The organism is Erwinia sp. AC075 (assembly GCF_979253995.1).
Genome location: NZ_CEEDEU010000001.1, coordinates 309,731 through 334,620 on the forward strand (window position 1 = coordinate 309,731; position 24,890 = coordinate 334,620).

Sequence of the window (24,890 nt, forward strand, 5' to 3'; positions counted from 1 at the left end):
TTTGGGGGATTGCCTTTATGTGAAAAAATGGGTAAACAGGTTGCAGACGCCGCCTTGTAAGGATATCAGGATGAATTACCCAAACGTAACGCTGTGGTCCGATGCCTGTTTTTTTAGCCCCTATGTGATGTCGGTCTTTGTTGCGCTGAGCGAGAAGGGCGTGCCGTTCTCGATGCAGCATGTTGATCTCGCCAGCCAGCAGCATCTTGAAAATGCGTTTGGCGAGATCTCGCTGACGCGTCGCGTACCGGCCTTACAGATTGATGATTTCCTGCTTTCCGAATCTTCCGCGATTGCCGAATATCTGGAAGAGCGTTTTCCTGCCCCGGAATATGAACGCCTGTATCCTAAAGATCGTGAAAAACGGGCCAGAGCGCGTGAAATTCAGGCCTGGCTGCGCACCGATTTTCTGCCGATCCGCCAGCAGCGCCCCACGGAAGTGCTGTTTGCCGATGAAAAATTTCCGGCCTTAACCGTAGATGCGCAGGCGTCTGCGCAAAAGCTGTTTGACGCGGTGGAGCGTCGGCTCTCGCCGGGCCAGCAAAACCTGTTTGGCGAATGGTCAATTGCTGATACCGACCTGGCGGTGATGATCAATCGGCTGGCTCTGCACGGCGATCCGGTGCCCGATCGCGTGGCTGACTATGCCCATTTCCAGTGGCAACGTGCATCCGTGCAACTTTGGCTCTCAGAATCCTCCAAGACCGCCTGTTAATCACACTCGCGGGTTATAATTTTTTTACGGTCCGTGGCACACTGTGCGGGCAAGAGTAAACGTGCGCTGATGCGCCAGAACAAATAAGGGTTACGGATGGTGGAGCAAGAGAGCGGCACGGAGTGGGTAGACATCGTTAATGAAGAAAACGAGGTCGTCGCACAGTCCAGCCGTGCGCATATGCGGGCACAATGTTTGCGCCATCGCGCGACCTACATCGTGGTACACGATGGGATGGGCAAAATTCTGGTACAGCGCCGTACAGAAACCAAAGACTTTATGCCGGGTATGCTGGATGCGACCGCCGGTGGCGTGGTGCAAAGTGGCGAAGATATGCTGGAATCAGCGCGCCGTGAGGCGGAAGAGGAGCTGGGTATTGCGGCGGTGCCTTTTGCTGAACACGGTCTGTTCTACTTTGAAGATCAGCACTGCCGCGTCTGGGGCGGATTGTTTAGCTGCGTCTCACACGGTCCGTTTGCCATGCAGGAAGAAGAAGTGGATGAGGTCACCTGGATGACGCCGGAAGAGATCACCGCCCGTTGCGATGAATTCACCGATGATTCACTGAAAGCCCTGTCACTGTGGCTCAGCCGTAATAACGAGTCCGGCCGTTCCAGCTCTGGCAGTTCACGCCAGGAGTAACCTCCGGCGGCTCGCCTGAGTGCAAAAAAAAACGCCTGATGAATTTCGTCAGGCGTTTTGCTTTTCAGCCATCGACTCTAGTTTGCCGGTGCCGACTGACGCATTTTCTCGCCGCGCCTTCTCAGCAGTTCCATGACGATCAGCAGGATCAAGGACGCGCCAATCATCAACGTCGCCGCCGCGGCGATGGTCGGGTCAAGATTTTCCCTGATGCCGGCAAACATCTGAATGGGCAAGGTTCGCTGACGCGGGCTGGCGAGAAACAGCGTCACCACCACTTCATCGAAAGAGGCGGCGAAGGCGAACAGCGCACCGGAGAATACGCCGGGCGCAATCAGCGGCAGCGTTACTTTGCGGAAGGTATACAGCGGCGAAGCCCCCAGACTGGCGGCCGCGCGCGACAGATTGCTGTCATAGCTCTTAAGTACCGCCACCACGGTGATCACCACAAACGGCACGCCAAGCAGCGCATGAGCAAGGACCAGCCCGAGGTAGCTGTTCAGCAGCGAGAGTTTCGCAAAGAAGAAGAACATCCCCACGGCGATGATCACCACCGGCGCCACCATCGGCGAAATCAGAATGGCCATCACGATCCCTTTGCCACGGAATTCCCCCCGCACCAGCCCCATCGCCGCCAGCACGCCCAGCACCGTTGCCACTAAGGTGGCCATCGGCGCAATCATCAGGCTGTTGCCGAGCGCATTCAGCCACTCACCTGAATGGAAGAAGGTCTGATACCAGCGCAGCGAGAAGCCGCTGAGGGGATAGCTTAAAAACGAACTTGAGTTAAACGACAGCGGCACAATCACCAGGACCGGCACGATCAGAAACAGCAGTACCGCCGCGCCATAAAAGGTGAAGAAGGCGTTCCACAGGCGAAGCAGTTGGCTTCCATTTTGTCTCATCATCGTCTCCTTAATGGGCTGCCGATTCGGCAGAGGTGCGGGTCACGCGGACATAAACCACATACAGCAACATCACGATAATCAGCAGCTGGCTGCCCAATGCTGCGGCCATGCCCCAGTTCATGGTGCTGTTAGTAAAGAACGCCACAAAGTAGCTGACCATCTGGTCATCCGGTCCGCCCAGCAGGGCGGGCGTTACGTAGTAGCCAATCGCCATCATGAAGACCAGCAGCGCACCCGCGGCAATCCCGGCGTAGGTTTGCGGCACGTAGACGCGCCAGAAAGCGAGGAACGGATGCGCGCCAAGGGAAATAGCCGCGCGCACATAGGTGGGGGAAATGCCTTTCATCACTGCATATAACGGCAGCACGATAAACGGCAGCAGAATGTGGGTCATCGAGATAAAGACGCCAATGCGGTTAAACACCAGCGTTAACGGGTGGTCGATTAAGCCCACTGCCATCAGTGCGCGGTTAATTAACCCACCTGACTGCAACAGCACAATCCAGCTGGCGGTGCGGACGATCAGCGAGGTCCAGAACGGCAGCAGGACCAGGATCATCAGCAGATTCGCGCGATTAGAGGGCTGCTTTGCCAGCCAGTACGCCAGCGGATAGCCAATGCCCACGCAGAGTAAGGTCACCACCAACGCCATCCACAGCGTGCGCAGCAGCACGTTAACATACAGCGCCTGCTCAGCCGGGATCTTCACTACCTCACCGGTTTTGACATCCACCTTACGATCGAAGACCGACAGCAGATAGTAGCTGGTCAGCGGTTTGGCGGCGCGTTGCAGCGTCTGCCAGGTAGACAGTTCGCCCCACAACGGCTGACGGGCGATCATCGCTTCTTTTACCTGGCTTCCCGAGTCGGGCACCAGACGCGGCGCGGTCACAATCAGCCGGCGGAAGCTGGGATCCTCATAGCTCATCCGTTTGGCGATGGCCGCAATCTGGCCTTGCTCGCGGGCGTTCTTCAGCTCTTTGCCCAGCGTGGCATACAGGGATTCATCGGGCAGGGCGTTGCCTGACCACTGCGCCAGCGCGGCGGTGGTTTCCGGCAGCGTGTCGTGGAACTCCGGGTTCTCAACACTTTTACTCAGAATGGAAACGATCGGAAAAAGAAAACAGGCCACCACGAAGATCAGCAAAGGCGCTATCAGCATCAGTGAGCGGCGGGTCTTCGCCCGGTCCACGCGGCGCAGACGCTGACTGAGGGACAGCTCGCCGTTCAGTGCAGGGGGCATGTTGGACTCCAGAACCGGATTTTGACTCATTGCTGACTCCTTAATTCAGGTGTGGCCGGGCGCGATGCTGGCCCGGCCGGCTTAACTTATCTGGCTGCCCAGGCGTTGAAGCGCTGTTCGAGATCTTCGCCGTGCTCAAGCCAGAAATCACTGCTCACCTGTAACGACTTCGCCAGGTTTTCCGGCGCGGTTGGCAGGGTGCTCAGGCGTTTAGGATCCAGCATCTTGCCGGCGCTAAGGTTGGTCGGGCCGTAAGGAATGTTTTCAGCAAACACCTTCTGGTTTTCAGGCTGGTTAGCGAAGGCAATAAACTGTTCGGCCAGGGCCTTGTGCTTCGAGCCTTTGACGATCGCCCAGTTATCCAGGTCGTATAGCGCGTTGTCCCAGACGATGTTGAAGTTATGTCCTTCAGCCTGCGCGGCACCAATGCGGCCGTTGTAGGCCGAGCTCATCACCACATCGCCGGAAACCAGCCACTGCAGCGGCTGAGCGCCGGATTCCCACCACTGAATATTCGGTTTGATCTGGTCGAGCTTTTTAAAGGCGCGATCGACCCCGGCAGGGGTGGCTAACACCTTATACACGTCTTCACGCTTCACGCCGTCGGCCATCAGCGCGATTTCCAGCGTGTATTTGGCGCTTTTGCGCAGCGCACGTTTACCCGGGAAGTCTTTGGTGTCCCAGAAGTCCGCCCAGCTGGTTGGCCCTTTCTTTAACTTGGTGGCATCGTAAGTCAGCACGGTAGACCAGACAAAAATACCGGCGCCACATTCGGTGACCGCTGCCGGGATAAAGTCAGATTTTTTACCCAGTTTGTTCCAGTCCAGCGTTTCAAACAGACCTTCTTCACAACCGCGCTGCAGTTCCGGGGTTTCCAGTTCCACCACGTCCCAGCCAATCTGGCCGGTTTCGACCATCGCGCGGATGCGCGCCATCTCGCCGTTATACTCGCCGGCTTCAATGGTGCCTTTACCTGCGGCGGTAAAGGGTTTGTAGAAAGCCTTCTCCTGCGCATCCTTGTTGGTGCCGCCAAAAGAAACGACGGTCAGGGTTTCTGCCTGCGCCTGTACGGCAAAAGCAGCCAGAATCATTAGTGCCAACGTCTTAACCATGCCAAAACTCCCCTCGTTATTGTTATCAGCAGCCAACGCTGCCGGTGCGTTATTGCAGTATTTGTGCCAGCGGAGCTACGCGCGCAACAGCGTGTCGAGCAGCGTCAACGCCTGTTGAAACTGGGCGTCCGGGATAGTCAGTGGATAAAGGAAGCGGATGACGTTGCCATGCACGCCACAAGTCAGCAGGATCAACCCGTGTTCCAGCGCTTTTTGCTGAATGTTTTTGGCGATTTCCGCAGAAGGCTTGCCGGTTGCAGGATCGTTGAATTCGGCGGCCACCATCGAGCCTCGGGCACGCACTTCAATCAGCGCTGGATTGCCGCAGCCGTTGAGCGTTTCAACCAGTTCTGCACCCAGACGCAGCGCGCGTTCGCACAGCGCTTCTTCGTCAATCACCTCCAGTACCGCCAGCGAAGAGGCGATGGCCAGCGGGTTGCCGGCATAGGTGCCACCCAGTCCGCCAGGCAGTGGGGCATCCATCACTTCGGCGCGTCCGGAGACGGCAGAGATCGGCAGACCACCGCCCAGGCTCTTCGCCATGGTGATCAGGTCAGGTTTGGCATCCGGGTAGTATTCGCAGGCAAACAGCTTGCCGGTGCGGGCAAAGCCGGTCAGAATTTCGTCGGCGATCAGCAGAATGCCGTGTTGATCGCAGAGCGCGCGCAGTTTGCTGACAAACTCGGCTGGCGCGATATTGAAGCCGCCTTCGCCCTGGATCGGTTCGAAGATAATGGCGGCGACCTGCTGTGGGCTGATGTCGCAGCGGAACAGGGATTCCAGGCTCTCCATCGCATCGTCGATGCTGTGCCCATGCAGCGCGTTCGGGTAACGGGCATGGAACACCGACCCCGGGAACGGTCCAAAGCCGGTTTTGTAGGGGACCACTTTGCCGGTCAGGCCCATGGTCATCATGGTGCGGCCATGGAAAGCGCCGGTGAAGGCGATAACGCCCGGACGACCGGTGGCCGCGCGGGCAATCTTCACCGCGTTTTCAACCGCTTCCGCGCCGCTGGAGAAAAAAGTGGTTTTTGCCGGGCCGGCAATCGGCACCCGCTGATTCAGGCGCTCGGCCAGCAGCAAATAATTCTCGTAGGGAATGACCTGAAAAGCGGTATGCGTGAAGCAGTCCAGCTGGTTGCGAACCGCTTCAACCACTTTTGGATGACGGTGTCCGGTATTCAGAACGGCGATCCCGGCGGTAAAATCGGTATACTCTCGTCCCTGATGATCCCACAGCGTGGCGTTTTCTGCGCGAACGGCGTAGAAATCACACATCACGCCAACGCCGCGCGGCGTGGCAGCTAAACGACGCTGTTGCACTTCACTGTTCATGGTTGTACCTCATCAGATGTCTTCGCGTGGAACGGTCCACGTGGTATTGGGTTGACTCGTTTTTACCGTTTTGTGGGTTTTATAATCCAGAGCCAGTTTTTTTTATTGCGAGGTACCAATTTTGCGAACGTTACTTGGCGACCTGCTCGCACACCGTTTAAGCCAGGCTCCCGCAGGCGCGCTGGGCAAGCGTTTGTACGATGTTTTGCAGTCGGCGATCCAGCAAGGGGCTATTGCCACCGGCAGCCGTTTACCGGCCACCCGCGATCTGGCAAAAGATCTCTCCGTTTCGCGAAACACGGTGCTTTCGGCCTACGAACAGCTGCAGTCTGAGGGCTATCTGCAAACCAAAACCGGCAGTGGGACCTTCGTCTGCGAGCGGCTGCCGGAGATGGCGCCGGAGGCCAACGCGTCACCCGTCCCGGCGGGAAAACCATTTAACTACATCCGCCTGTCCAGCCGTGGCACACGCGTGTTGGCGCGTAGCGGTGCCGGCGCCTTCCAGTGGGGCGCGTTTATGCCTGGCGTGCCCGACGTCAGCCATATGCCGCACGATATCTGGCGCAAAATCCAGTTACGGCTGAGCCGTCGGATGCCGGTGGAGGCACTGAGCTACTCCAGCCACGGCGGCTGCGTGCAGCTGCAGCAGGCGCTGGCCGAATACCTGCGGGTTATTCGCTCGCTGAACTGTTCGGCGGATCAGATTCTGGTCACCGCTGGCACGCATCAGTCGCTGGATTTGCTGGCGAAAATGCTGTGCGATCCGGGCGACAGCGCGTGGATTGAAGAGCCGGGTTACTGGGGATTTCGCAATGTGCTGGCGGTGAACGGCGTTGAACTGCTGCCGACGCCGGTGGATGAGCACGGCATGGTGCTGCCGGATATTGCCGCCTTCAGCCACGTCAGCCGACCGCCAAGGCTGATTTGCGTCACACCATCGCATCAGTATCCGCTGGGATCGGTGATGAGTTTGCAGCGGCGTCAGCAGCTGCTGGACCTGGCGAAAAACGCCGGAAGCTGGGTTGTTGAGGATGATTATGACGGCGAGTTTCGCTTTGGCGACAGCCCGATCCCTTCGCTGCAGGGATTGTCTTCGGATGCGCCGGTTATCTACCTCGGCACCTTCAGCAAAACGCTCTATCCCGGCCTGCGGCTGAGCTACATGGTGGTGCCTAAACCGCTGGCCGCGCGGATGAAGATGGCCCATTCGGAACTGTATCGCGGCGGGAACGGACTGGTGCAGCTGACGCTGGCCGAATTTATTCGCGAAGGACACTACGCCGCGCACGTCCGCAAGATGCGCCAGCTGTACAGCCGCCGCCGTGCCGCGCTGGTGGACGCCATCACCTCAAGCCTTGGACCGGCGTTTTTGGCGCAGCAAAGCAACGCCGGGCTGCACCTGATCCTCTCGCTTCCCGACGGTATCGACGATGTAGCCGTTGCAGCGGAACTGGAACAGCAGGGCGTGCTGACTCGGCCACTTTCAGCGTATTACCTGCAGGGCACCACGCGCCGGGGTTTGATCCTTGGCTATGCCTGCGTCGAGGAGCAGAACATGGTGGCAACCTTCGCGCCGGTGCTGGCGTGTTTGCAACGGCGGCTGAAACCCAGCTGAACGACTGCCTCAAAACAGGGCGAATGCACGATTATAGTGCGCATGATCTTGCCTGATCCTACGCGGGTGATGAACGTGATAAATTTTTGTTGATTAAAAATGATTTAAAATCATTACGTTGATTGTGTTGTGAATGATTTCAGACATGATGGCTTGTCAAATTCTGCTTGTGGGAAGGAAATTTGTTGTGGTAGAGCTAAAAAGGAGCCACCCAATGCGCCTGACGGAATAATCCGCGGAGCACTGGACCCCTTTCCTGCCTCGACGAGAGAATGCCATGAGATCACTGGTCAGTTTTAAGAACATCAAAAAGAGCTACGACGGCGAAAAGCTGGTGGTGCGCAATCTCAATCTGGACGTGCAGGAAGGCGAATTTCTGACGCTACTGGGGCCTTCCGGTTCCGGAAAAACCACCAGTCTGATGATGCTGGCCGGGTTTGAGACGCCGACCGACGGCGAGATTTTCCTGCGTGATAAGCCGCTGCACACGCTGCCACCGCATCAACGGGATATCGGCATGGTGTTCCAAAACTATGCGCTGTTCCCGCATATGACGGTGGCCGAGAACCTGGCGTTTCCGCTGTCGATCCGCAAGCTGAGCAAGGCGGACGTGAAGGATCGGGTCAGCCGGATCCTCGATATGATCAAGCTGACCTCGCTGGCCGATCGATATCCGGCGCAAATGTCGGGTGGACAACAGCAACGCGTGGCCCTGGCCAGAGCGCTGGTGTTTGAACCTAAACTGGTGCTGATGGATGAACCCTTAGGGGCGCTGGATAAGCAGCTGCGGGAACATATGCAGATGGAAATCAAACAGCTGCACGAGATGCTGGGTCTGACGATTGTCTATGTCACCCACGACCAGAGCGAGGCGATGACCATGTCGAATCGCGTGGCGGTGTTTAACGACGGCATGATCCAGCAGATGGACAGCCCAAATCGCCTGTACGAACAGCCGGCGAATGCCTTTGTGGCGCAATTTATCGGGGAGAATAACAGCCTGCTGGCGACTCAGGTCGGCTCGGAAGGGGATTACTATCAGGTGCAGCTGGATGACGGCACGCGTCTTGATGCGCTGAAGGTACGCCCAAGCTCGCCGGGTAAAAAGATCCAGCTCAGCATTCGCCCCGAGCGCGTCAACGTCAATGCGCCAGAAGCGAGTGACCAGCAGGTTCGTGCGCGAATTCAACAGTTTATCTATCTGGGGGATCACGTCAGAATGCTGACCGAAGTCGGTGGGCAGGGCAACTTTATGGTGAAGCTGACGCCAGCCAAAGTCGACAACAGCTGGAAGCCGGGCAGCGAAGTAACGCTCTCCTGGCAGCCAGCGCATCTGCGGGCGCTGGATGTGATGATTCAGTAACGCCTGCAACCACAAAAAAAAGGCCGCTTAATTTTAGCGGCCTTTTTCGATTACGGGCGTCAGGGATTAACGAACGACTACCTGACGAGGCTGCGTTTTACGACCCATCATGCCAAGTGCGCCGGCAACGGCGGCTTCAATCAGCAGAACGATTAAGGTCATCCAGCTGGCTTTGGCAGTGGCGGCCGCAGCCTGTTGAGCGGCTTCACGCGCTTTCTGCTCGGCCTGAGCCTTCAGTTCCTGATATTTCTGACGCGCCTGCTCGTAGCTTTTCTGTGTTTGCGCAACGATCTGATCGACTTCCTGATCGCTTTTTCCGGTCCGCGCTTTGATGATATTTTTCAGCGCATCAACATCGGCTGCCTGCAGCGTATCCTGATTGCGTTGCAGCACGCCTTTGAACCAGTTTGCTAAATCCGTATCGGCATTTTGTGGATTATTCGCCGTATTCTGTGCCTGATTCTGGGCCGTCTGCGATTCCTTATTCGCATCATTTTTCAGCGCCTGCGGCTGTAACTCTGGCTTGCCAGTTTGTTGCAGCGTTTTTTCCAGTTCGCTCTGTACATTTCCCAGATCGAAGTTATTTTCCTTCAACGTTTCTTTCGCTTTATTGGCGATGGAAGGCGCGATAGCAGAAATACCGTTGCCCACCATGCTAAAGCCCGAACCAATTACGCTGGCGGTACCGCTCACCGCGCTGCTTAATAGTGAGATAGCTAACCAAACCACAAACAAGGTATTTACCGCCCACATCAGCAGGCCGTGTAACGCGCCTTCACGCTGAGCCAGACGGCCGGTAATAAATGCCCCCGCGCCAATGGAAATTAGCATGCTTAAACCCGTATAGATTGCGGCCCCTGTGCCCAGTCCATCCAGAGGGTTTTGCTCTTTTAACGGATCGATGGTGGTGGCACCAATTGCGGTACCAAGAATGGTCAGCAATAAATAAATGACCACTGATAAGATCACGCCAGCAAAAATGGCACTCCACGAGATGCGTTTAAGCGTGACGCCAGTATTAACATCATTGTAAACCGGATGGATATTATGGTCACTCATAACTGTTCTCTCTTAATCTGATTATAAGCAGGGATAGCAAGTTAATATTATTATTAAGCTTTTTACGCTCCTGATGGCTTTCCTGATTAAGACTAGTCCTGGATAGCATTTTGTCCATAAAATAATTACGCCGCTAAATTACAGATAGCTTTCAACGAATTAAACCCTTTTGAATTATTGCCAGATGTGAAAATGGAGCCTGCGCGAAAAAATACAGGGGAAATAAAACGCATAAGCACAGGAATGGAAAGTCAGTGAATATTTTTTTAAATTTGTGATGTCAGTAAAAAGAGGTTAAAAAAAAGGCGAATCTAGGGGATCCGCCTTTACGTGGTCATCAGCGTCATTTAACGCACAGAATAGCCCGCTTTAGCCTTCAGCCTGTTTGGACTGAATTGCCGTCAGTGCGATGGTATAAACAATATCGTCTACCAGTGCACCGCGAGACAGGTCGTTTACCGGCTTACGCATACCTTGCAGCATTGGCCCGATGGAGATCAGGTCCGCAGAGCGCTGCACGGCTTTGTAGGTGGTGTTACCGGTGTTCAGGTCCGGGAAGATAAACACGGTGGCACGGCCCGCTACCGGCGAGTTTGGCGCCTTGGATTTTGCCACGTCCGCCATGATCGCCGCGTCATACTGCAGCGGACCATCGATCACCAGATCCGGGCGTTTTTCCTGAGCGATGCGCGTCGCTTCGCGCACTTTCTCAACATCACTGCCTGCACCGGAAGTACCGGTTGAGTAGGAGATCATCGCCACGCGCGGCTCGATGCCGAAGGCGAGGGCGGAATCCGCAGACTGAATCGCGATTTCTGCCAACTGCTCCGGGTTAGGATCCGGGTTGATGGCGCAGTCGCCATACACCAGCACCTGCTCAGGCAGCAGCATAAAGAACACCGACGAAACCAGCGAGCTGTTCGGCGCGGTTTTGATCAGCTGCAACGGCGGACGAATGGTGTTGGCCGTGGTGTGGATGGCACCGGAAACCAGACCGTCAACTTCGCCACGCTCCAGCATCAGCGTACCGAGCATCACGTTATCTTCCAGCTGCTCTTTGGCCACCACTTCGGTCATGCCTTTGCTCTTACGCAGCTCAACCAGCCGCGCGACATAGTTCTCACGCGCGACTTCCGGATCGACAATCTCGATGCCTTTACCCAGCTCAACGCCCTGCACGGCGGCAACGCGGTGGATCTCTTCCGGGTTGCCCAGCAGGACGCAGGACGCGATGCCACGTTCGGCGCAGATGGCTGCTGCTTTGATGGTGCGTGGCTCTTCGCCTTCTGGCAGCACGATGCGCTTGCCGGCTTTGCGCGCCAGCTCGGTCAGCTGGTAACGGAAGGCCGGAGGCGACAGACGACGGCTGCGCTCGGATGCCGCAGTCAGCGATTCAACCCAGTCGGAGTCGATATGGCTGGCGACATATTCCTGCACGCGCTCAATACGCTGGGTATCGTCGCTTGGGACTTCCAGATTGAAGCTTTGCAGGCTCAGGGAGGTCTGCCAGGTGTTGGTTTTCACCATAAACACCGGCAGGCCGGTGGCGAAGGCGCGCTCACACAGCTTGCGGATCGGCTCATCAATCTGGTAGCCACCGGTCAGCAGGATGGCCCCGATTTCCACGCCGTTCATTGCCGCCAGACAGGCAGAAACGATCACATCCGGACGGTCTGCAGATGTCACCAGCAGTGAACCGGGACGGAAGTGCTCCAGCATATGCGGGATGCTGCGCGCGCAGAAGGTTACGGACTTCACGCGGCGCGTCAGAATATCGCCTTCGTTGATCACTTCTGCGTTCAGGTGGCGGCACATATCGATGGCGCGGGTGGCAATCAGTTCAAAGCTCCACGGCACGCAGCCCAGTACCGGTAGCGGGCTGTTGGCAAACAGCTGCTTAGGATCGATATTGGCAACGCTGGCTTTGTTGGAGTCATCAAAGATTTCGGACAGATCCGGACGGGTACGGCCTTGTTCATCGACTGGCGCGTTCAGTTTGTTGATGATCACGCCGGTAATGCTTTTGTTTTTGCTGCCGCCGAAGCTGCTCTGGGTCAGTTCGATGCGTTCTTTTAACTGAGCCGGAGAATCATTGCCCAGTGACATCACGAAGACAATTTCGGCATTCAGGGTTTTGGCAATTTCATAGTTCAGCGCAGAGGCGAACTGGTGCTTACGGGTCGGCACCAGGCCTTCAACCAGCACCACTTCGGCATCTTTGGTGTTTTCGTGATAACGCGCGATGATCTCTTCCATCAGCACGTCCTGCTGGTTCGAACCCAGCAACGACTCCACACGGCTCATCTGCAGCGGTTCGGCTGCGGGAATAGAGGAGCTTTTACGGATGATGGTGGTGGTCTGGTCCGGCGAGTCGCCGCCGGTGCGAGGCTGGGCGATAGGTTTGAACACGCTCAGGCGCACGCCTTTACGTTCCATGGCGCGGATCACACCGAGGCTGATACTGGTCAAACCGACACTGGTGCCGGTGGGGATGAGCATAATAGTACGAGACACAATGAACCTCTCGAATTGGCTCAGGATCCCTGAAGCGCGGGCTTGCGCGATCCTGAGTGGCTGGTGTCAAAAACAACTCCGTCAGCCTGAGCTGACGGAGGGAAGGGCTTATGCAGTCAGACGGCTGGCGTCCTGGGCAATCACCAACTCTTCATTGGTTGGGATGACCAGAGCCGGGCGTGTGCCTTCTTTATTGATGTAGCCTGATTTGCCGAAGCGGGCAGCCAGGTTGCGTTCATGATCCACTTCAAAGCCAAGCAGGCCCAGGCGACCCAGCGACAGTTCACGAACCATCGCGGCGTTTTCACCGATGCCGCCGGTAAAGATGACCGCATCCAGGCGACCGTCCATCAGCGCGGTGTACGAACCAATGTATTTTGCCAGGCGGTGGCAATAGACGTCCATGGCGCGCTTGGCATCTTCTTTGGTGGTGTAGTTGTCTTCAACGTAACGGCAGTCGCTGGTGACTTCGGTCAGACCCAGCAGGCCAGACTCTTTGGTCAGCAGACGGTTAATCGCATCAACGCTCATGCCCAGCGTGTCGTGCAGGAAGAACACCACTGCAGGATCGATATCGCCTGAACGGGTTCCCATCACCAGACCTTCCAGCGGGGTCAGGCCCATCGAGGTATCGACACAGACGCCATTGCGGATAGCCGCAACCGAACCGCCGTTGCCCAGATGGCAAGTGATGATGTTCAGCTCTTCAACCGGCTTGTTCAGCACTTTGGCCGCTTCGTGAGTGACATAGAAGTGGCTGGTACCGTGTGCGCCATAGCGACGAACGCCGTGCTCGCGATACAGTTTGTACGGCAGGGCATAAAGATAGGATTCTTCCGGCATTGTCTGATGGAAAGCGGTGTCGAAAACCGCCACATTCTTATCTGACAGGTGCGGGAAGTTCTTCATGGCTTCATCAATGCCGATCAGGTGCGCCGGGTTGTGCAGCGGCGCGAAGGACGACGCATCTTTAATGCCTTGAATCACATCCTGATCGATGATCACTGACTGGGTCAGCTTTTCGCCACCGTGAACGATGCGGTGACCTATCGAAGTGATAAGTGCAGACAGCTCTGGTTTTTGTGCCAGAATAGTTTTAACGATGAAGTTAAGTGCCTCGCTGTGTGCCGCGCCAGCGCCTAAGGCTTCTTCGTGTTTAGCGCCTTCCATCTTCCACTTAATGCGTGCTTCTGGCAGGTGGAAACATTCGGCTAAACCTGAGAGATATTCTTCACCATTTGCCGGATCGATAATGGCAAACTTAAGTGAAGAACTGCCGCAGTTCAGAACCAAAACTAACTTACTCGACATGGAAGGTCCTATTGGTTAAAAGTGGCGAAAAAAAACTCAATCAGACTATCAGCGTAGCGCATGAAAGCTGGTACATTAATGATGAACGTCAAGCTCACGGCAAATTTTGTCCAAAAGCAAAAAAACTTTATAAACTTTACGCCTTTTTTTGAACGTAGAGTGATTTTTGACTGGCCTTACTGCTAGCTAATAGCAACCTCGTAACAGCCATTCAACAATCGCGCACAGGATAACCAGTGTGCCTGTTAAAGACAAAATATTTTGAAGGATGTAAGGTAAAGTTGTTGAGTTGTCTATTTTGTTTAAATTTTATCTCCGAAGTTGAGGTCAACCATGGCTAATGAATCCGGCACCGTCGGTTGGTTTAAACTGTTCCAGTGTGGGCAGCATTATATGAAAACATGGCCTGCCGATAAGCGCCTGGCGGCCATTTTTCCGGAGAACCGGGTTTCACGTGCAACACGGTTTTCTATCCGCTTTATGCCGCCGCTGGCCGTTTTCGCCATGAGCTGGCAAATTGCGCTGGGCGGTCAGTTGGGCCCTGCCGTGGCGACCGCGCTGTTCGCCTGCAGCCTGCCAATGCAAGGGCTGTGGTGGTTGGGTAAGCGTTCCGTAACGCCATTACCGCCCACGCTGCTCAACTGGTTCCATGAAGTTCGCGAGAAACTGCAGGCCGCCGGCCAGGCCATTGCGCCAGTGGAAGGCAAACCCACGTATCAGTCGTTAGCCGATGTGCTGAAACGTGCCTTCAAGCAGCTTGATAAGACCTTCCTCGACGATCTTTAACGTCCTGACCGGGTTTTCTGCGCATTTATTTGACGAAACCCGGTCTGGATCAAAGAAGCGTCTGCTTGCCGTACCGCCCCCAAGCCTGTTGTGCGATCCTTAGTCATCCCCTTCAAATTTCGTTACGCCCAGTGCGGCACAGGAGTTAATGATGGAAATGACCAATGCCCAGCGTTTGATCCTCTCTAATCAGTACAAAATGATGACCATGCTTGATCCCGATAATGCCGAGCGCTATCGCCGTCAGCAAACCATTATTGAGCGAGGCTACGGCTTGCAGATGCGTGAGCTGGACCGCGAATTTGGCGAGCTGACCGAAGCAGTTTGCCGCAGCATTATCGATATTATGGAGCTGCATCACGCGCTGCATGTGTCCTGGACAAATCTGAAAGATCCCACCGTCATTGAAGAACGCCGCCTGACCTTCCTCGGTTTTGATGCCGCCACAGAAGCCCGATATCTCGGCTATGTGCGCTTTATGGTGAATGTGGAAGGGCGCTACACCCATTTTGATTCCGGTACGCATGGCTTTAATGCCCAAACGCCGATGTGGGAAAAGTATCAACGCATGCTGACTGTGTGGCACACTTGTCCGCGGCAGTACCATCTGAGTGCGAATGAGATCGCGCAAATCATCAACGCCTGAGAAGGAAAAGCGTCGTGAAGTGTAAAGGTTTTCTGTTTGATTTGGACGGCACGCTGGTCGATTCATTACCGGTTGTCGAACGCGCCTGGTCTAATTGGGCATCACGGCACGGCATCGCAGCCGAAGAAGTGTTGAACTTCATTCATGGCAAGCAGGCTATCACCTCATTGCGCCACTTTATGGCTGGCTCTTCTGAAGAGGCCATTCAGCAGGAGTTCATCGCGCTGGAGAAGCGTGAGGCGGAAGATACCGACGGCATCGTCGCGTTGCCTGGCGCGGTTGAGCTGCTGGCCAGATTGAATGAGCTGGATATTCCGTGGGCTATCGTCACCTCGGGCTCTGTTCCGGTGGCGTCTGCCCGCCGTAAAGCCGCGGGTTTGCCGGAGCCGGAAGTCTTTGTCACTGCCGAACGCGTGCAGAATGGCAAGCCTGAGCCCGATGCCTATCTGCTCGGCGCACAGTTGCTGGAGCTCGAGCCGGAGGAGTGCGTGGTGGTGGAAGATGCCGCAGCCGGCATTCTTTCAGGCCTGGCAGCAGGTTGCCATGTGGTGGCAGTCAACGCACCGGCCGGATCGCCAAGGCTGGAAGATGTCGATATGCTGCTCAATTCGCTGGAAGAATTGGTGATCCACAAAAATGCCGATGGCAGCATTGATGTGCACAGAAAGCACTAAGACATGATGTAACCCCGCTATAGCGGGGTTTTTTTTATGTGATGATCTGTACCGCCATTCCCCTGTACAGAGATCCCCGTGAACAATGAGTTGATTTGGGTCCTCAGCCTGCTGGCGATCACCATTCTGTTGTTTATCTCCGGCAAATTACGCATGGATGTAATTGCGCTGTGTGTGATCGTTGCTTTTGTCCTCAGCGGAACCCTTACCCTGCAGGAAGCCACCCTCGGTTTCAGCGATCCCAACGTGATTCTTATTGCCGCCCTGTTTGTGATTGGCGAAGGCCTGGTGCGCACCGGCGTCGCGCTGAATATGGGGGAATGGCTGGTCAGGGTCGCGGGCAGTAGCGAAACGAAAATGCTGGTTTTTCTGATGCTGACGGTGGCCGGACTCGGGGCCTTTATGAGTTCGACCGGGGTGGTTGCCATCTTTATTCCGGTGGTGCTCAGCGTGTCGGCCAGAATGGGCAGTTCACCGGCCAGGCTGATGATGCCGTTGAGCTTCGCCGGTCTGATCAGCGGCATGATGACACTGGTCGCCACGCCCCCCAACCTGGTGGTGAACAGCGAATTGCTGCGCGAGGGGTTGACGGGATTTCGCTTCTTCGACGTTACGCCGGTGGGCATGGTGGCGCTGATCCTTGGCATTGGCTATATGCTGGTGGCACGCAAATGGCTGGCAGATCCCGGGCAGAAAGGTACAGGCCGAGCGCTGAGTTTCAGAAAAACGGCGGTGGATAGCCTTGAGGTTGCACCGGCAAAAAGTCAGGCTCCTCACGCAATTTTCTGTATGGCACTGATGGTGGCGATGATGCTGACCAACGCCATTCCGAATCCGATCGCCGCGATAATAGCCTGCCTGCTGATGGGCAAATTCCGCTGTATAGATATGGAGAGCGCCTATCGGGCGATTCAGTGGCCGGGGCTGATCCTGATTATCGGCATGATGCCGTTTGCGTTAGCGTTGCAGAAAACCGGTGGGGTGACGTTGATCGTCGAGGGCTTGATGGATCTGGCGGGCGGCAAAAGTCCGCATGTGATGCTGCTGTGCCTGTTTATCCTGTGCGCCACCGTCGGACTGTTTATTTCCAACACCGCCACGGCGGTGCTGATGGCGCCGATCGGGATTGCCGCCGCGCAGCAGATGGGCCTGTCTCCCTATCCGTTTACCCTGATTATTGCGGTGGCCGCGTCCGCCGCCTTTATGACGCCAGTCTCCTCACCGGTGAACATGCTGGTGATGGGCCCTGGCGGCTATCGCTTCAGTGACTTTGTCAAAATTGGCGTACCCTTCACCCTGATGATCATGGTGGTCAGCGTGTTGCTGGTGCCGGTACTGTTTCCCTTCTGACGCTACAGCGAATCCTGACTGATTTCATCCAGCGACAGGCTGAAGCTCGGGACAAACACCTCAACAAAGTAGTCCATTTCCGGGCTGTGGCGCTCACTAAGGGTTTTCTCCAGCCGGGCTTTTGCCAGCTGAAATTCATGGTTACCGGCGGAGAGTTCTTCCAGACATTTCAGGTAGGCGCAAAGCGCATCAGCCTGTTTCACAATCGCTTTTTCTTCTTCGCTGTGCTGATGCTCATCCAGCAACGGCCGGTAAGCATTGCGCAGCTCTTCAGGCAGCATTTCAATCAGCTTTTGCTGGGCAATCTTTTCGATTTTTTTGTATTCATGGGCAATTTGCGCGTTGTAATACTTTACCGGCGTCGGTAAATCACCGGTCAGCACTTCGCTGGCGTCATGATAGATCGCCATCATCGCGATGCGTTCAGCATTCAGGTTGCCATTGAATTTTTGATTTTTGATCACCGCCAGCGCATGGGCGACCATTGCCACCTGCAGGCTGTGTTCGGAAACATTTTCAGTGCGCACGTTGCGCATCAGGGGCCAGCGATTGATCAGCTTAAGACGGGAAAGGTGGGCGAAAAAATGGCTCTGGTTCATGTGTGGCGATTTCCTGTAGCGTGACTGCGGGGAACGGACGGCTCCGTTCCCCAAGCTGCCAGTATAACGCCATACTGATGACGGCGTCAGTGGCGGTTTTGCTACAGATTACTGACGGTAACCTTCGAGGAAACGACCAAACTTGCTGATGGCCATTTCCAGATCGTTAACGTGGGGCAGGGTGACGATTCGGACATGGTCCGGATACGGCCAGTTAAAGGCGGAGCCCTGAACCAGCAGCACTTTTTCTTGCAGCAGGAAGTCCAGTACCATTTTCTGGTCGTCGTGCAGATTGAACTTCTTGGCGTCAATTTTTGGGAACATATACAGCGCGCCGTCAGGCTTAACGCAGCTGACGCCTGGAATCTCATTGATCAATTCCCATGCCCGGTTGCGCTGCTCATAGAGCCGACCGCCAGGGACGATAAACTCGCTGATGCTCTGGTAGCCGCCTAATGCCGTCTGAATCGCATGCTGTGCAGGCACGTTGGCGCACAGACGCATGGATGCCAGCATTTCCAGACCTTCGATATAGCCTTTTGCGTGCTTCTTCGGGCCATTCAACACCATCCAACCCTGGCGGAAACCGGCCACGCGATAGGTTTTGGACAGGCCGTTAAAGGTGATGGTCAGCAGGTCGGGGGCCAGCGTGGCAATAGAATGATGCTGTGCCGCGTCGTACAGGATTTTGTCGTAGATCTCATCAGCAAAAATAATCAAATTATGCTGACGTGCGATTTCCACCACTTCCATCAACAGCTCTTTGCTGTAAACCGCACCGGTCGGGTTATTGGGGTTAATAATCACGATGCCACGGGTGCGTGGGGTGATTTTACTGCGAATATCGTCGAGGTCCGGGAACCAGCCGGCGGATTCGTCACAGAGGTAATGCACCGCTTTGCCGCTGGAAAGAGACACGGCTGCGGTCCACAGTGGGTAATCCGGTGCCGGAACCAGCATCTCGTCGCCCATATTCAGCAACGCCTGCATCGACTGCACGATCAGTTCGGAAACGCCGTTGCCGATATAGACATCTTCCACGGTCATGTCGCGCATACCGCGCGCCTGATAATGCTGAACGATGGCTTTCCGGGCGGAGTAAAGGCCTTTTGAATCACAATAACCCTGCGCGCTCGGCAGATTACGGATCACATCTACCAGGATCTCATCGGGGGCTTCAAAACCAAACGGCGCTGGATTGCCGATATTCAGCTTAAGGACCTTATTGCCTTCTTCCTCAAGACGCTTTGCTTCTTTTAACACCGGTCCACGGATGTCGTAACACACGTTATCCAGTTTGCTTGATTTTTCAATTGGATTCATTTCTCTCGCCTTTGACTTGCAGAACTGCCTTCCTGCCATGGAAAACTAAACCAGCACAATGTACTCCTGTCTGCGGTGCTTTTGAAGGGCATCAGCAGGCTTTGGTGGCTTACCGGAAGAAAACGGTTTTGGCCGGGAGGAGGGAAGGGATGCAGCCGATGAGTTGGCATAAAATGCTGACTATTCTCATCATGCTGAAACTAAAAACTGAACCGCGAGTCTTCTTATTGAGGCGAAAGGGCACTAATGGGTCTTGAAAGAGTTAGATATGTAAGAATTTGGTAAAATTCGATGGATTGATGAACTCTGTAACTGTCAAAATTGTCTTAATTGACTGGTTAAAAATCAATCAGTTTGGCTTAGGGCTATTTTCAGGGGGTTACCCGCGTCGAAGTGGTCCACCTTTACCTTGAGTCAGGCACCCGGGCACGGAATGATAAATTTTTGTATCGGAAGGCCTGATAGCCGGGCTTCGGCCAATAAAATGTTACTTTACTGATAAGAATAATAGGATTGGGGCTTAAAAAGTAAACGACAGTATGGCAGGATAATAACCAGAGGACCTTGCGCCGTGCGTGCAGGTTTCTCAGGTGATATTACGTCGTATACTGTCACCGGTAAGCTTAAGTACGGCTTATCATTTTTCCGCTGTATCTGCAGCGTTCTGGTTTTTCAATTTTACATGGTTTTTTTACACTATCAGCACCGTAGTCAGGCATTACTGTCAGGCTGGCGGCGTTATTTGACCATATTAGTGCCGCTTTCTGTTTCTTATGAGTCAGTGCTGCACATCGAAGTGATGTATCAGATGGAACAAACTGTCATCGGCTCCACCTGCGGTTAATACCGGGGACATTCAGGCTGATGGAGTTTTGACGTCTGCGAGAAAAAGTAGTGCAACGTGCAGTTCAGCGCACCGCATTACGCCATTGTTATCACTGTATCCTATTGATACAGAAGGTAATGACACCAGGGTAGCTGTTCGTATAAATCTTATAAAGTGAAGAAAACATGACTAGTGCAAATCGTCCGATCCTCAATCTTGACCTCGATCTGCTGAGAACATTTGTTGCTGTTGCCGATCTGAACACCTTTGCTGCTGCGGCAGCTGCGGTTTGCAGAACGCAATCAGCGGTTAGCCAGCAGATGCAGCGTCTGGAACAACTGGTTGGCAAAGAACTGTTTGCCAGACATGGACGTAATAAATTACTGACGGAACATGGTATTCAGCTTCTTGGCTATGCCAGAAAGATCCTTCGTTTCAACGACGAAGCCTGTACTTCGTTGATGTACAGCAATATTCAGGGCGTACTGACTATCGGTGCTTCTGATGATACGTCTGATACCATCCTGCCTTTCTTGCTGAACCGCGTCACGTCTGTCTATCCCAAGCTGGCGATTGATGTGCGGGTGAAGCGCAATCCGTTCATGATGGAGATGTTAAATCAGGGTGAAGTGGACTTAGTTGTGACCACCTCGAGCCCGATGAACTTCGCCTTCCAGGTATTGCGTACTTCTCCGACCCTTTGGTATTGCGCCGCTGACTATATCTTCCAGCGCGGGGAAGCGATTCCTCTGGTACTGCTGGACGAGCCAAGCCCGTACCGTGATATGGCCATTGACCACCTCAACGAGGCTGGCATCCCATGGCGCATCTCTTATGTTGCTTCCACTCTTGCGGCCGTCCGCGCAGCGGTGAAAGCGGGTCTGGGCGTGACTGCACGTCCGGTTGAGATGATGAGTCCGGAACTGCGCGTAATGGGTGCGGCAGAAGGTCTGCCGGTTCTGCCTGATACCGAATACCTGCTGTGTCGTAATCCGGAAAGTGACAACGAGCTGGCGCTGGCCATCTTCAATGCCATGGAATCAAGCAACGATCCGTACAACCTGACGCTTGCCGCTCAGGATGCCGCTTCGCTGACGGATGAAGACGAGTAAGTTTCGCTGTAAAAGTTTATTTTTAGTTGTTAATTTTTAACGCTTAATAAGAACTATTTACGGAAATAAAGCCCTTCAGTGCATCTTTGCATTGAAGGGCTTTTTTATTGAAATTTTCTCGCCCTTTTTTGCCGCAAAATTCCCCGCAAATTTCCCTGCTGATGCAAAAACCCTCCGCGACAGATTTTCCCTGTTTTGGACAATTTCTGTCAGCGAAGAAACTATTTAGTGAATTGATTTTGCGCACTGAATTGCGCTGCTTTTTAACTCATAAAAGGCAAAAGTGTGTGCTGGATCAAAAAAATAGCCCCAATAAGGGGAAGGAAAACCCGCAGAATCCTGCCAAAATAGGCGTTGTTAAATCCGCGATCCGCACAGGGAAATACCCGCTACACTTTGACTGAGAAGCTGAACTGACTCGATTTAGCTCACTTTCTGCGCATCATATGTTAAATAAATGCTGCGGGTGTAAATTAATGTGTGGATACTTTTGTCAAAGTTGACAGAAGGTTATAGAAAGGAGTAAAAAACCACATAAAATCGCTGCCTAATCAAAAAAGTCAGCAAAGTTTATAAGGTTTTTTATTTTTCCCTTGAATCGATGGGGTAGGTCAACTGCCAATTACAGAGCAGAATACCGGGCACCCCGAGTTGAGTTAAGCAGAGCGTATGTCTACAACTACTGAAGTTATCGCCCATCACTGGGCTTTTGCCGTATTCCTGATCGTCGCAATTGGCCTTTGCTGCGCAATGTTGGCCGGAGCATGGTTTTTAGGCGGAAAAGCCCGTGGACGCTATACCAACACGCCTTTCGAGTCCGGAGCCCCTGCGGTAGGAACGACCCACCTTCGAATGTCTGCCAAGTTCTACCTGGTGGCCATGTTCTTCGTCATCTTCGACGTTGAAGCCCTCTATTTATACGCCTGGTCGACTGCCATCCGTGAAAGCGGCTGGATCGGCTTCGTGGAAGCCACAATTTTCATTTTGGTACTGCTGGCTGGTTTGGTTTATCTGGTGCGGATCCGCGCGCTGGATTGGGCTCCTGCACCTCGTCGTGTCGTTGTCAAACCCACTACCATCTCGCATTCCAACCGTCATACGCAGTAAAAGCGAGGCTTAAAGATGGACTATACGCTCACCCGCGCGGACCCGAACGGCGAGAATGACCGTTACCCATTACAGAAACAGGAGATCGTCACCGATCCCCTGGAAAAACACGTTCATCAAAACGTCTACATGGGCAAGTTAGAACATGCCATGCACGACATGGTGAACTGGGGACGCAAAAACTCACTCTGGCCGTTTAACTTCGGTCTCTCCTGCTGTTACGTCGAAATGACCACCTCGTTCACCTCGGTGCACGACGTGGCGCGTTTTGGTTCGGAAGTTATCCGTGCCTCGCCACGTCAGGCCGACTTTATGGTGGTTGCAGGAACCTGCTTCACCAAAATGGCACCGGTGGTTCAACGTCTGTATGACCAGATGCTGGAGCCAAAGTGGGTGATCTCGATGGGTGCCTGTGCCAACTCGGGCGGGATGTATGACATCTACTCGGTGGTGCAGGGCGTGGATAAATTCCTGCCTGTTGACGTCTATATTCCGGGTTGCCCACCGCGCCCAGAAGCCTACATGCAGGCACTGCTGCTGCTGCAGGAATCCATTGGTAAAGAGCGTCGGCCGCTCTCGTGGGTGGTGGGCGATCAGGGTGTTTATCGCGCCAATATGCAGTCCGAGCGCGAAAGAAAGCAGGCTGAACGTATTGCCGTCACCAACCTGCGCACACCTGACGAAATTTAACCGCTACCGCCATTAAGACGTTGCGAGCCTTCGCAGCGTCAGAACAGCAGGTAGAGCAGTTTATGGATGCCCGGCAGCGTATAAAAATCACAACACGCGCACGGTCCATCCTGACGCCAATACTGAGTGCCTGCCTGCAGGCCCACAGGGTGAACAACTTATGACAGATTTGACCACGCAAGATCTCGCTCAGCCTGAATGGCAAACCCGTGATCACCAGGATGACCCGGTGATCGGCGAGCTGCGTAACCGTTTTGGGCCTGATGCCTTCACCGTTCAGCCTACCCGTACCGGCGTGCCGGTGGTGTGGGTGAAGCGTGAACAGCTGCTGGAGATCGTAGAATTCTTACGCAAGCTGCCAAAACCTTATGTGATGCTGTATGACTTACATGGGATGGATGAGCGTCTTCGTACTCACCGCGCCGGTTTACCTGCCGCGGATTTTTCCGTTTTCTATCACTTCATTTCCATTGAACGTAACCGTGACATCATGCTCAAGGTGGCGTTGTCTGAAAACGACCTGCATGTGCCAACCGTCACCAAAATTTTCGCCAATGCCAACTGGTATGAGCGTGAAACCTGGGAAATGTTCGGCATCACCTTTGATGGCCACCCGCACCTGACGCGCATCATGATGCCGCAGGACTGGGAAGGGCATCCGCTGCGTAAAGACTATCCGGCACGCGCCACCGAATTCGATCCGTTTGAACTGACCAAGAAAACGGAAGATTTGGCGATGGAGCAGATGACCTTCAAGCCGGAAGACTGGGGCATGAAGCGGGGCAACGCGACTGAGGACTTTATGTTCCTCAACCTCGGGCCTAACCACCCGTCAGCGCACGGTGCTTTCCGCATCATTCTGCAGCTGGATGGCGAAGAGATTGTCGACTGTGTGCCGGACGTGGGTTACCACCACCGTGGCGCAGAGAAGATGGGCGAACGTCAGTCCTGGCACAGCTACATTCCTTACACTGACCGCATCGAATACCTTGGCGGTTGCGTAAACGAAATGCCGTACGTGCTGGCGGTTGAAAAGCTGGCCGGTATCAAGGTGCCCGAGCGCGTTGACGTGATCCGCGTGATGCTTTCAGAGCTGTTCCGTATAAACAGCCACCTGCTGTATATCTCGACCTTTATTCAGGACGTTGGGGCGATGTCTCCGGTGTTCTTTGCCTTTACCGATCGCCAGAAAATTTACGACGTGGTTGAAGCCATCACCGGTTTCCGTATGCATCCGGCCTGGTTCCGCATTGGCGGCGTGGCGCACGACCTGCCGAAAGGCTGGGAAGGCCTGCTGCGTGAGTTCATCAACTGGCTGCCAAAACGTCTGAAGGCGTACGAGCAAACCGCGCTGAAAAACTCGGTGTTGATCGCCCGTTCGAAAGGCGTTTCTGCCTACAACATGGAAGAAGCGTTAGCCTGGGGCACCACCGGCGCCGGTCTGCGTGCGACGGGGCTGGACTTCGATGTGCGTAAATGGCGTCCGTACTCCGGCTACGAAAACTTCGACTTCGAAATTCCGATTGGCGATGGCGTGAGCTGTGCTTACACCCGTGTGATGCTGAAGATGGAAGAGATGCGCCAGAGTCTGCGCATTCTTGAACAGTGTCTGAACAACATGCCGGAAGGCCCGTTCAAAGCGGATCACCCGCTGACAACGCCGCCACCGAAAGAGCGCACGCTGCAGCATATCGAAACCCTGATTACTCACTTCCTGCAGGTGTCGTGGGGCCCGGTGATGCCGGCCAACGAATCCTTCCAGATGATTGAAGCGACGAAAGGGATCAACAGTTACTACCTGACCAGCGACGGCAGCACCATGAGCTACCGCACCCGTGTGCGCACGCCGAGCTTCCCGCACCTGCAGCAGATCCCGTCAGTGATCAACGGCAGCCTGGTATCCGATCTGATCGTATACCTCGGTAGTATCGATTTTGTTATGTCAGACGTGGACCGCTAA

The 24,890-nt window shown here is 54.6% G+C and carries 22 protein-coding genes; 13 read left to right on the forward strand and 9 right to left on the reverse strand.

The features are described from left to right. The first annotated feature begins 70 nt into the window (after nt 1-70). Both yfcF and yfcD read left to right on the forward strand, forming a co-directional pair. Nucleotides 71-715: a glutathione transferase gene (yfcF, locus tag AC0IXH_RS01585; protein WP_471719844.1), complete on the forward strand. Its 645-nt coding sequence runs from the start codon at nt 71-73 to the stop codon at nt 713-715. A gap of 96 nt (nt 716-811) precedes the next feature. Then, nucleotides 812-1,357, forward strand: coding sequence for an NUDIX hydrolase YfcD (gene yfcD / locus AC0IXH_RS01590; RefSeq protein WP_013203113.1), 546 nt, complete (start codon nt 812-814; stop codon nt 1,355-1,357). 77 nt (nt 1,358-1,434) lie between these two features. Here yfcD and AC0IXH_RS01595 read toward each other — a convergent pair whose 3' ends face one another. The 4 genes from AC0IXH_RS01595 to AC0IXH_RS01610 all read right to left on the reverse strand — a co-directional run bounded on the left by AC0IXH_RS01595 (nt 1,435) and on the right by AC0IXH_RS01610 (nt 5,955). Then, entirely contained in the window at nt 1,435-2,262 is an 828-nt protein-coding gene (locus AC0IXH_RS01595) for an ABC transporter permease (RefSeq protein ID WP_471721107.1), read from the reverse strand. A 10-nt stretch (nt 2,263-2,272) separates the two neighbouring features. After that, a complete protein-coding gene (locus AC0IXH_RS01600) occupies nt 2,273-3,538 on the reverse strand; it encodes an ABC transporter permease (RefSeq protein WP_471719845.1) in 1,266 nt (421 codons plus the stop codon). Between the two features lie 56 nt (nt 3,539-3,594). Then, the gene (locus tag AC0IXH_RS01605) at nt 3,595-4,620 is read right to left on the reverse strand and encodes an ABC transporter substrate-binding protein (protein ID WP_346594024.1); all 1,026 of its coding nucleotides are present in this window, start codon (nt 4,618-4,620) and stop codon (nt 3,595-3,597) included. Between the two features lie 75 nt (nt 4,621-4,695). Beyond that, nucleotides 4,696-5,955 carry a 4-aminobutyrate--2-oxoglutarate transaminase gene (locus tag AC0IXH_RS01610; protein WP_471719846.1) on the reverse strand — a complete coding sequence of 420 codons (1,260 nt, stop codon included), beginning with the start codon at nt 5,953-5,955 and terminating at the stop codon, nt 4,696-4,698. A gap of 121 nt (nt 5,956-6,076) precedes the next feature. Here AC0IXH_RS01610 and pdxR point away from each other — a divergent pair, with 121 nt between their 5' ends. Together pdxR and AC0IXH_RS01620 are read left to right on the forward strand one after the other, a co-directional pair. Then, nucleotides 6,077-7,570 (forward strand): MocR-like pyridoxine biosynthesis transcription factor PdxR, encoded by a 1,494-nt coding sequence (gene pdxR, locus AC0IXH_RS01615; RefSeq protein ID WP_013203108.1) that lies wholly within the window; start codon nt 6,077-6,079, stop codon nt 7,568-7,570. A gap of 277 nt (nt 7,571-7,847) precedes the next feature. Next, nucleotides 7,848-8,933 carry an ABC transporter ATP-binding protein gene (locus AC0IXH_RS01620; protein ID WP_471719847.1) on the forward strand — a complete coding sequence of 362 codons (1,086 nt, stop codon included), beginning with the start codon at nt 7,848-7,850 and terminating at the stop codon, nt 8,931-8,933. A gap of 66 nt (nt 8,934-8,999) precedes the next feature. Here AC0IXH_RS01620 and AC0IXH_RS01625 read toward each other — a convergent pair whose 3' ends face one another. The 3 genes from AC0IXH_RS01625 to ackA form a co-directional block, all read right to left on the reverse strand. Continuing rightward, nucleotides 9,000-9,992: a TIGR04086 family membrane protein gene (locus AC0IXH_RS01625; protein WP_471719848.1), complete on the reverse strand. Its 993-nt coding sequence runs from the start codon at nt 9,990-9,992 to the stop codon at nt 9,000-9,002. A 369-nt stretch (nt 9,993-10,361) separates the two neighbouring features. Further along, nucleotides 10,362-12,506 (reverse strand): phosphate acetyltransferase, encoded by a 2,145-nt coding sequence (gene pta / locus AC0IXH_RS01630; RefSeq protein WP_173363015.1) that lies wholly within the window; start codon nt 12,504-12,506, stop codon nt 10,362-10,364. 108 nt (nt 12,507-12,614) lie between these two features. Then, a complete protein-coding gene (gene ackA / locus AC0IXH_RS01635) occupies nt 12,615-13,817 on the reverse strand; it encodes an acetate kinase (protein WP_053144295.1) in 1,203 nt (400 codons plus the stop codon). Nucleotides 13,818-14,150: 333 nt separating this feature from the next. Here ackA and yfbV point away from each other — a divergent pair, with 333 nt between their 5' ends. The 4 genes from yfbV to AC0IXH_RS01655 all read left to right on the forward strand — a co-directional run bounded on the left by yfbV (nt 14,151) and on the right by AC0IXH_RS01655 (nt 17,273). Then, complete coding sequence (gene yfbV, locus AC0IXH_RS01640) at nt 14,151-14,603, forward strand: terminus macrodomain insulation protein YfbV (protein ID WP_013203102.1); 453 nt, start codon at nt 14,151-14,153, stop codon at nt 14,601-14,603. Nucleotides 14,604-14,754: 151 nt separating this feature from the next. Next, nucleotides 14,755-15,249, forward strand: coding sequence for a YfbU family protein (locus AC0IXH_RS01645; RefSeq protein WP_013203101.1), 495 nt, complete (start codon nt 14,755-14,757; stop codon nt 15,247-15,249). 14 nt (nt 15,250-15,263) lie between these two features. After that, nucleotides 15,264-15,923, forward strand: a complete 660-nt coding sequence (locus tag AC0IXH_RS01650) for a sugar phosphatase (protein ID WP_471719849.1) — start codon at nt 15,264-15,266, stop codon at nt 15,921-15,923. Nucleotides 15,924-16,001: 78 nt separating this feature from the next. Beyond that, the gene (locus AC0IXH_RS01655; protein ID WP_013203099.1) at nt 16,002-17,273 is read left to right on the forward strand and encodes an SLC13 family permease; all 1,272 of its coding nucleotides are present in this window, start codon (nt 16,002-16,004) and stop codon (nt 17,271-17,273) included. 2 nt (nt 17,274-17,275) lie between these two features. On the opposite strand, the gene yfbR is transcribed toward AC0IXH_RS01655, so the two are convergent. Both yfbR and AC0IXH_RS01665 read right to left on the reverse strand, forming a co-directional pair. Then, the gene (gene yfbR / locus AC0IXH_RS01660) at nt 17,276-17,872 is read right to left on the reverse strand and encodes a 5'-deoxynucleotidase (RefSeq protein ID WP_013203098.1); all 597 of its coding nucleotides are present in this window, start codon (nt 17,870-17,872) and stop codon (nt 17,276-17,278) included. A 108-nt stretch (nt 17,873-17,980) separates the two neighbouring features. Beyond that, complete coding sequence (locus AC0IXH_RS01665; protein WP_013203097.1) at nt 17,981-19,195, reverse strand: pyridoxal phosphate-dependent aminotransferase; 1,215 nt, start codon at nt 19,193-19,195, stop codon at nt 17,981-17,983. Between the two features lie 1,011 nt (nt 19,196-20,206). Between AC0IXH_RS01665 and lrhA the strand changes: the two genes are divergently transcribed. From lrhA to nuoC, 5 genes are all read left to right on the forward strand, one after another. Further along, nucleotides 20,207-21,133 carry a transcriptional regulator LrhA gene (gene lrhA / locus AC0IXH_RS01670; RefSeq protein ID WP_013203095.1) on the forward strand — a complete coding sequence of 309 codons (927 nt, stop codon included), beginning with the start codon at nt 20,207-20,209 and terminating at the stop codon, nt 21,131-21,133. 107 nt (nt 21,134-21,240) lie between these two features. Continuing rightward, on the forward strand, nt 21,241-21,537 hold the full coding sequence (locus tag AC0IXH_RS01675; RefSeq protein WP_134824624.1) for a hypothetical protein: 297 nt from the start codon (nt 21,241-21,243) through the stop codon (nt 21,535-21,537). Nucleotides 21,538-21,802: 265 nt separating this feature from the next. Next, complete coding sequence (locus tag AC0IXH_RS01680) at nt 21,803-22,240, forward strand: NADH-quinone oxidoreductase subunit A (protein ID WP_013203092.1); 438 nt, start codon at nt 21,803-21,805, stop codon at nt 22,238-22,240. Between the two features lie 15 nt (nt 22,241-22,255). Beyond that, a complete protein-coding gene (locus AC0IXH_RS01685) occupies nt 22,256-22,930 on the forward strand; it encodes a NuoB/complex I 20 kDa subunit family protein (protein ID WP_013203091.1) in 675 nt (224 codons plus the stop codon). Nucleotides 22,931-23,090: 160 nt separating this feature from the next. Further along, entirely contained in the window at nt 23,091-24,890 is a 1,800-nt protein-coding gene (nuoC, locus tag AC0IXH_RS01690; RefSeq protein ID WP_013203090.1) for an NADH-quinone oxidoreductase subunit C/D, read from the forward strand.

Excerpts from the sequence above, each read along its gene's own strand:
- nuoC (WP_013203090.1), top strand. The coding sequence starts at position 23,091 with ATGACAGATTTGACCACGCAAGATCTCGCTCAGCCTGAATGGCAAACC.
- AC0IXH_RS01685 (WP_013203091.1), top strand. The coding sequence starts at position 22,256 with ATGGACTATACGCTCACCCGCGCGGACCCGAACGGCGAGAATGACCGT.
- yfbV (WP_013203102.1), top strand. The coding sequence starts at position 14,151 with ATGGCTAATGAATCCGGCACCGTCGGTTGGTTTAAACTGTTCCAGTGT.
- AC0IXH_RS01595 (WP_471721107.1), bottom strand. The coding sequence starts at position 2,262 with ATGAGACAAAATGGAAGCCAACTGCTTCGCCTGTGGAACGCCTTCTTC.
- yfcD (WP_013203113.1), top strand. The coding sequence starts at position 812 with ATGGTGGAGCAAGAGAGCGGCACGGAGTGGGTAGACATCGTTAATGAA.
- AC0IXH_RS01600 (WP_471719845.1), bottom strand. The coding sequence starts at position 3,538 with ATGAGTCAAAATCCGGTTCTGGAGTCCAACATGCCCCCTGCACTGAAC.
- AC0IXH_RS01680 (WP_013203092.1), top strand. The coding sequence starts at position 21,803 with ATGTCTACAACTACTGAAGTTATCGCCCATCACTGGGCTTTTGCCGTA.
- yfcF (WP_471719844.1), top strand. The coding sequence starts at position 71 with ATGAATTACCCAAACGTAACGCTGTGGTCCGATGCCTGTTTTTTTAGC.
- AC0IXH_RS01620 (WP_471719847.1), top strand. The coding sequence starts at position 7,848 with ATGAGATCACTGGTCAGTTTTAAGAACATCAAAAAGAGCTACGACGGC.
- lrhA (WP_013203095.1), top strand. The coding sequence starts at position 20,207 with ATGACTAGTGCAAATCGTCCGATCCTCAATCTTGACCTCGATCTGCTG.
- AC0IXH_RS01625 (WP_471719848.1), bottom strand. The coding sequence starts at position 9,992 with ATGAGTGACCATAATATCCATCCGGTTTACAATGATGTTAATACTGGC.
- AC0IXH_RS01610 (WP_471719846.1), bottom strand. The coding sequence starts at position 5,955 with ATGAACAGTGAAGTGCAACAGCGTCGTTTAGCTGCCACGCCGCGCGGC.
- AC0IXH_RS01645 (WP_013203101.1), top strand. The coding sequence starts at position 14,755 with ATGGAAATGACCAATGCCCAGCGTTTGATCCTCTCTAATCAGTACAAA.
- yfbR (WP_013203098.1), bottom strand. The coding sequence starts at position 17,872 with ATGAACCAGAGCCATTTTTTCGCCCACCTTTCCCGTCTTAAGCTGATC.
- AC0IXH_RS01605 (WP_346594024.1), bottom strand. The coding sequence starts at position 4,620 with ATGGTTAAGACGTTGGCACTAATGATTCTGGCTGCTTTTGCCGTACAG.
- ackA (WP_053144295.1), bottom strand. The coding sequence starts at position 13,817 with ATGTCGAGTAAGTTAGTTTTGGTTCTGAACTGCGGCAGTTCTTCACTT.
- AC0IXH_RS01665 (WP_013203097.1), bottom strand. The coding sequence starts at position 19,195 with ATGAATCCAATTGAAAAATCAAGCAAACTGGATAACGTGTGTTACGAC.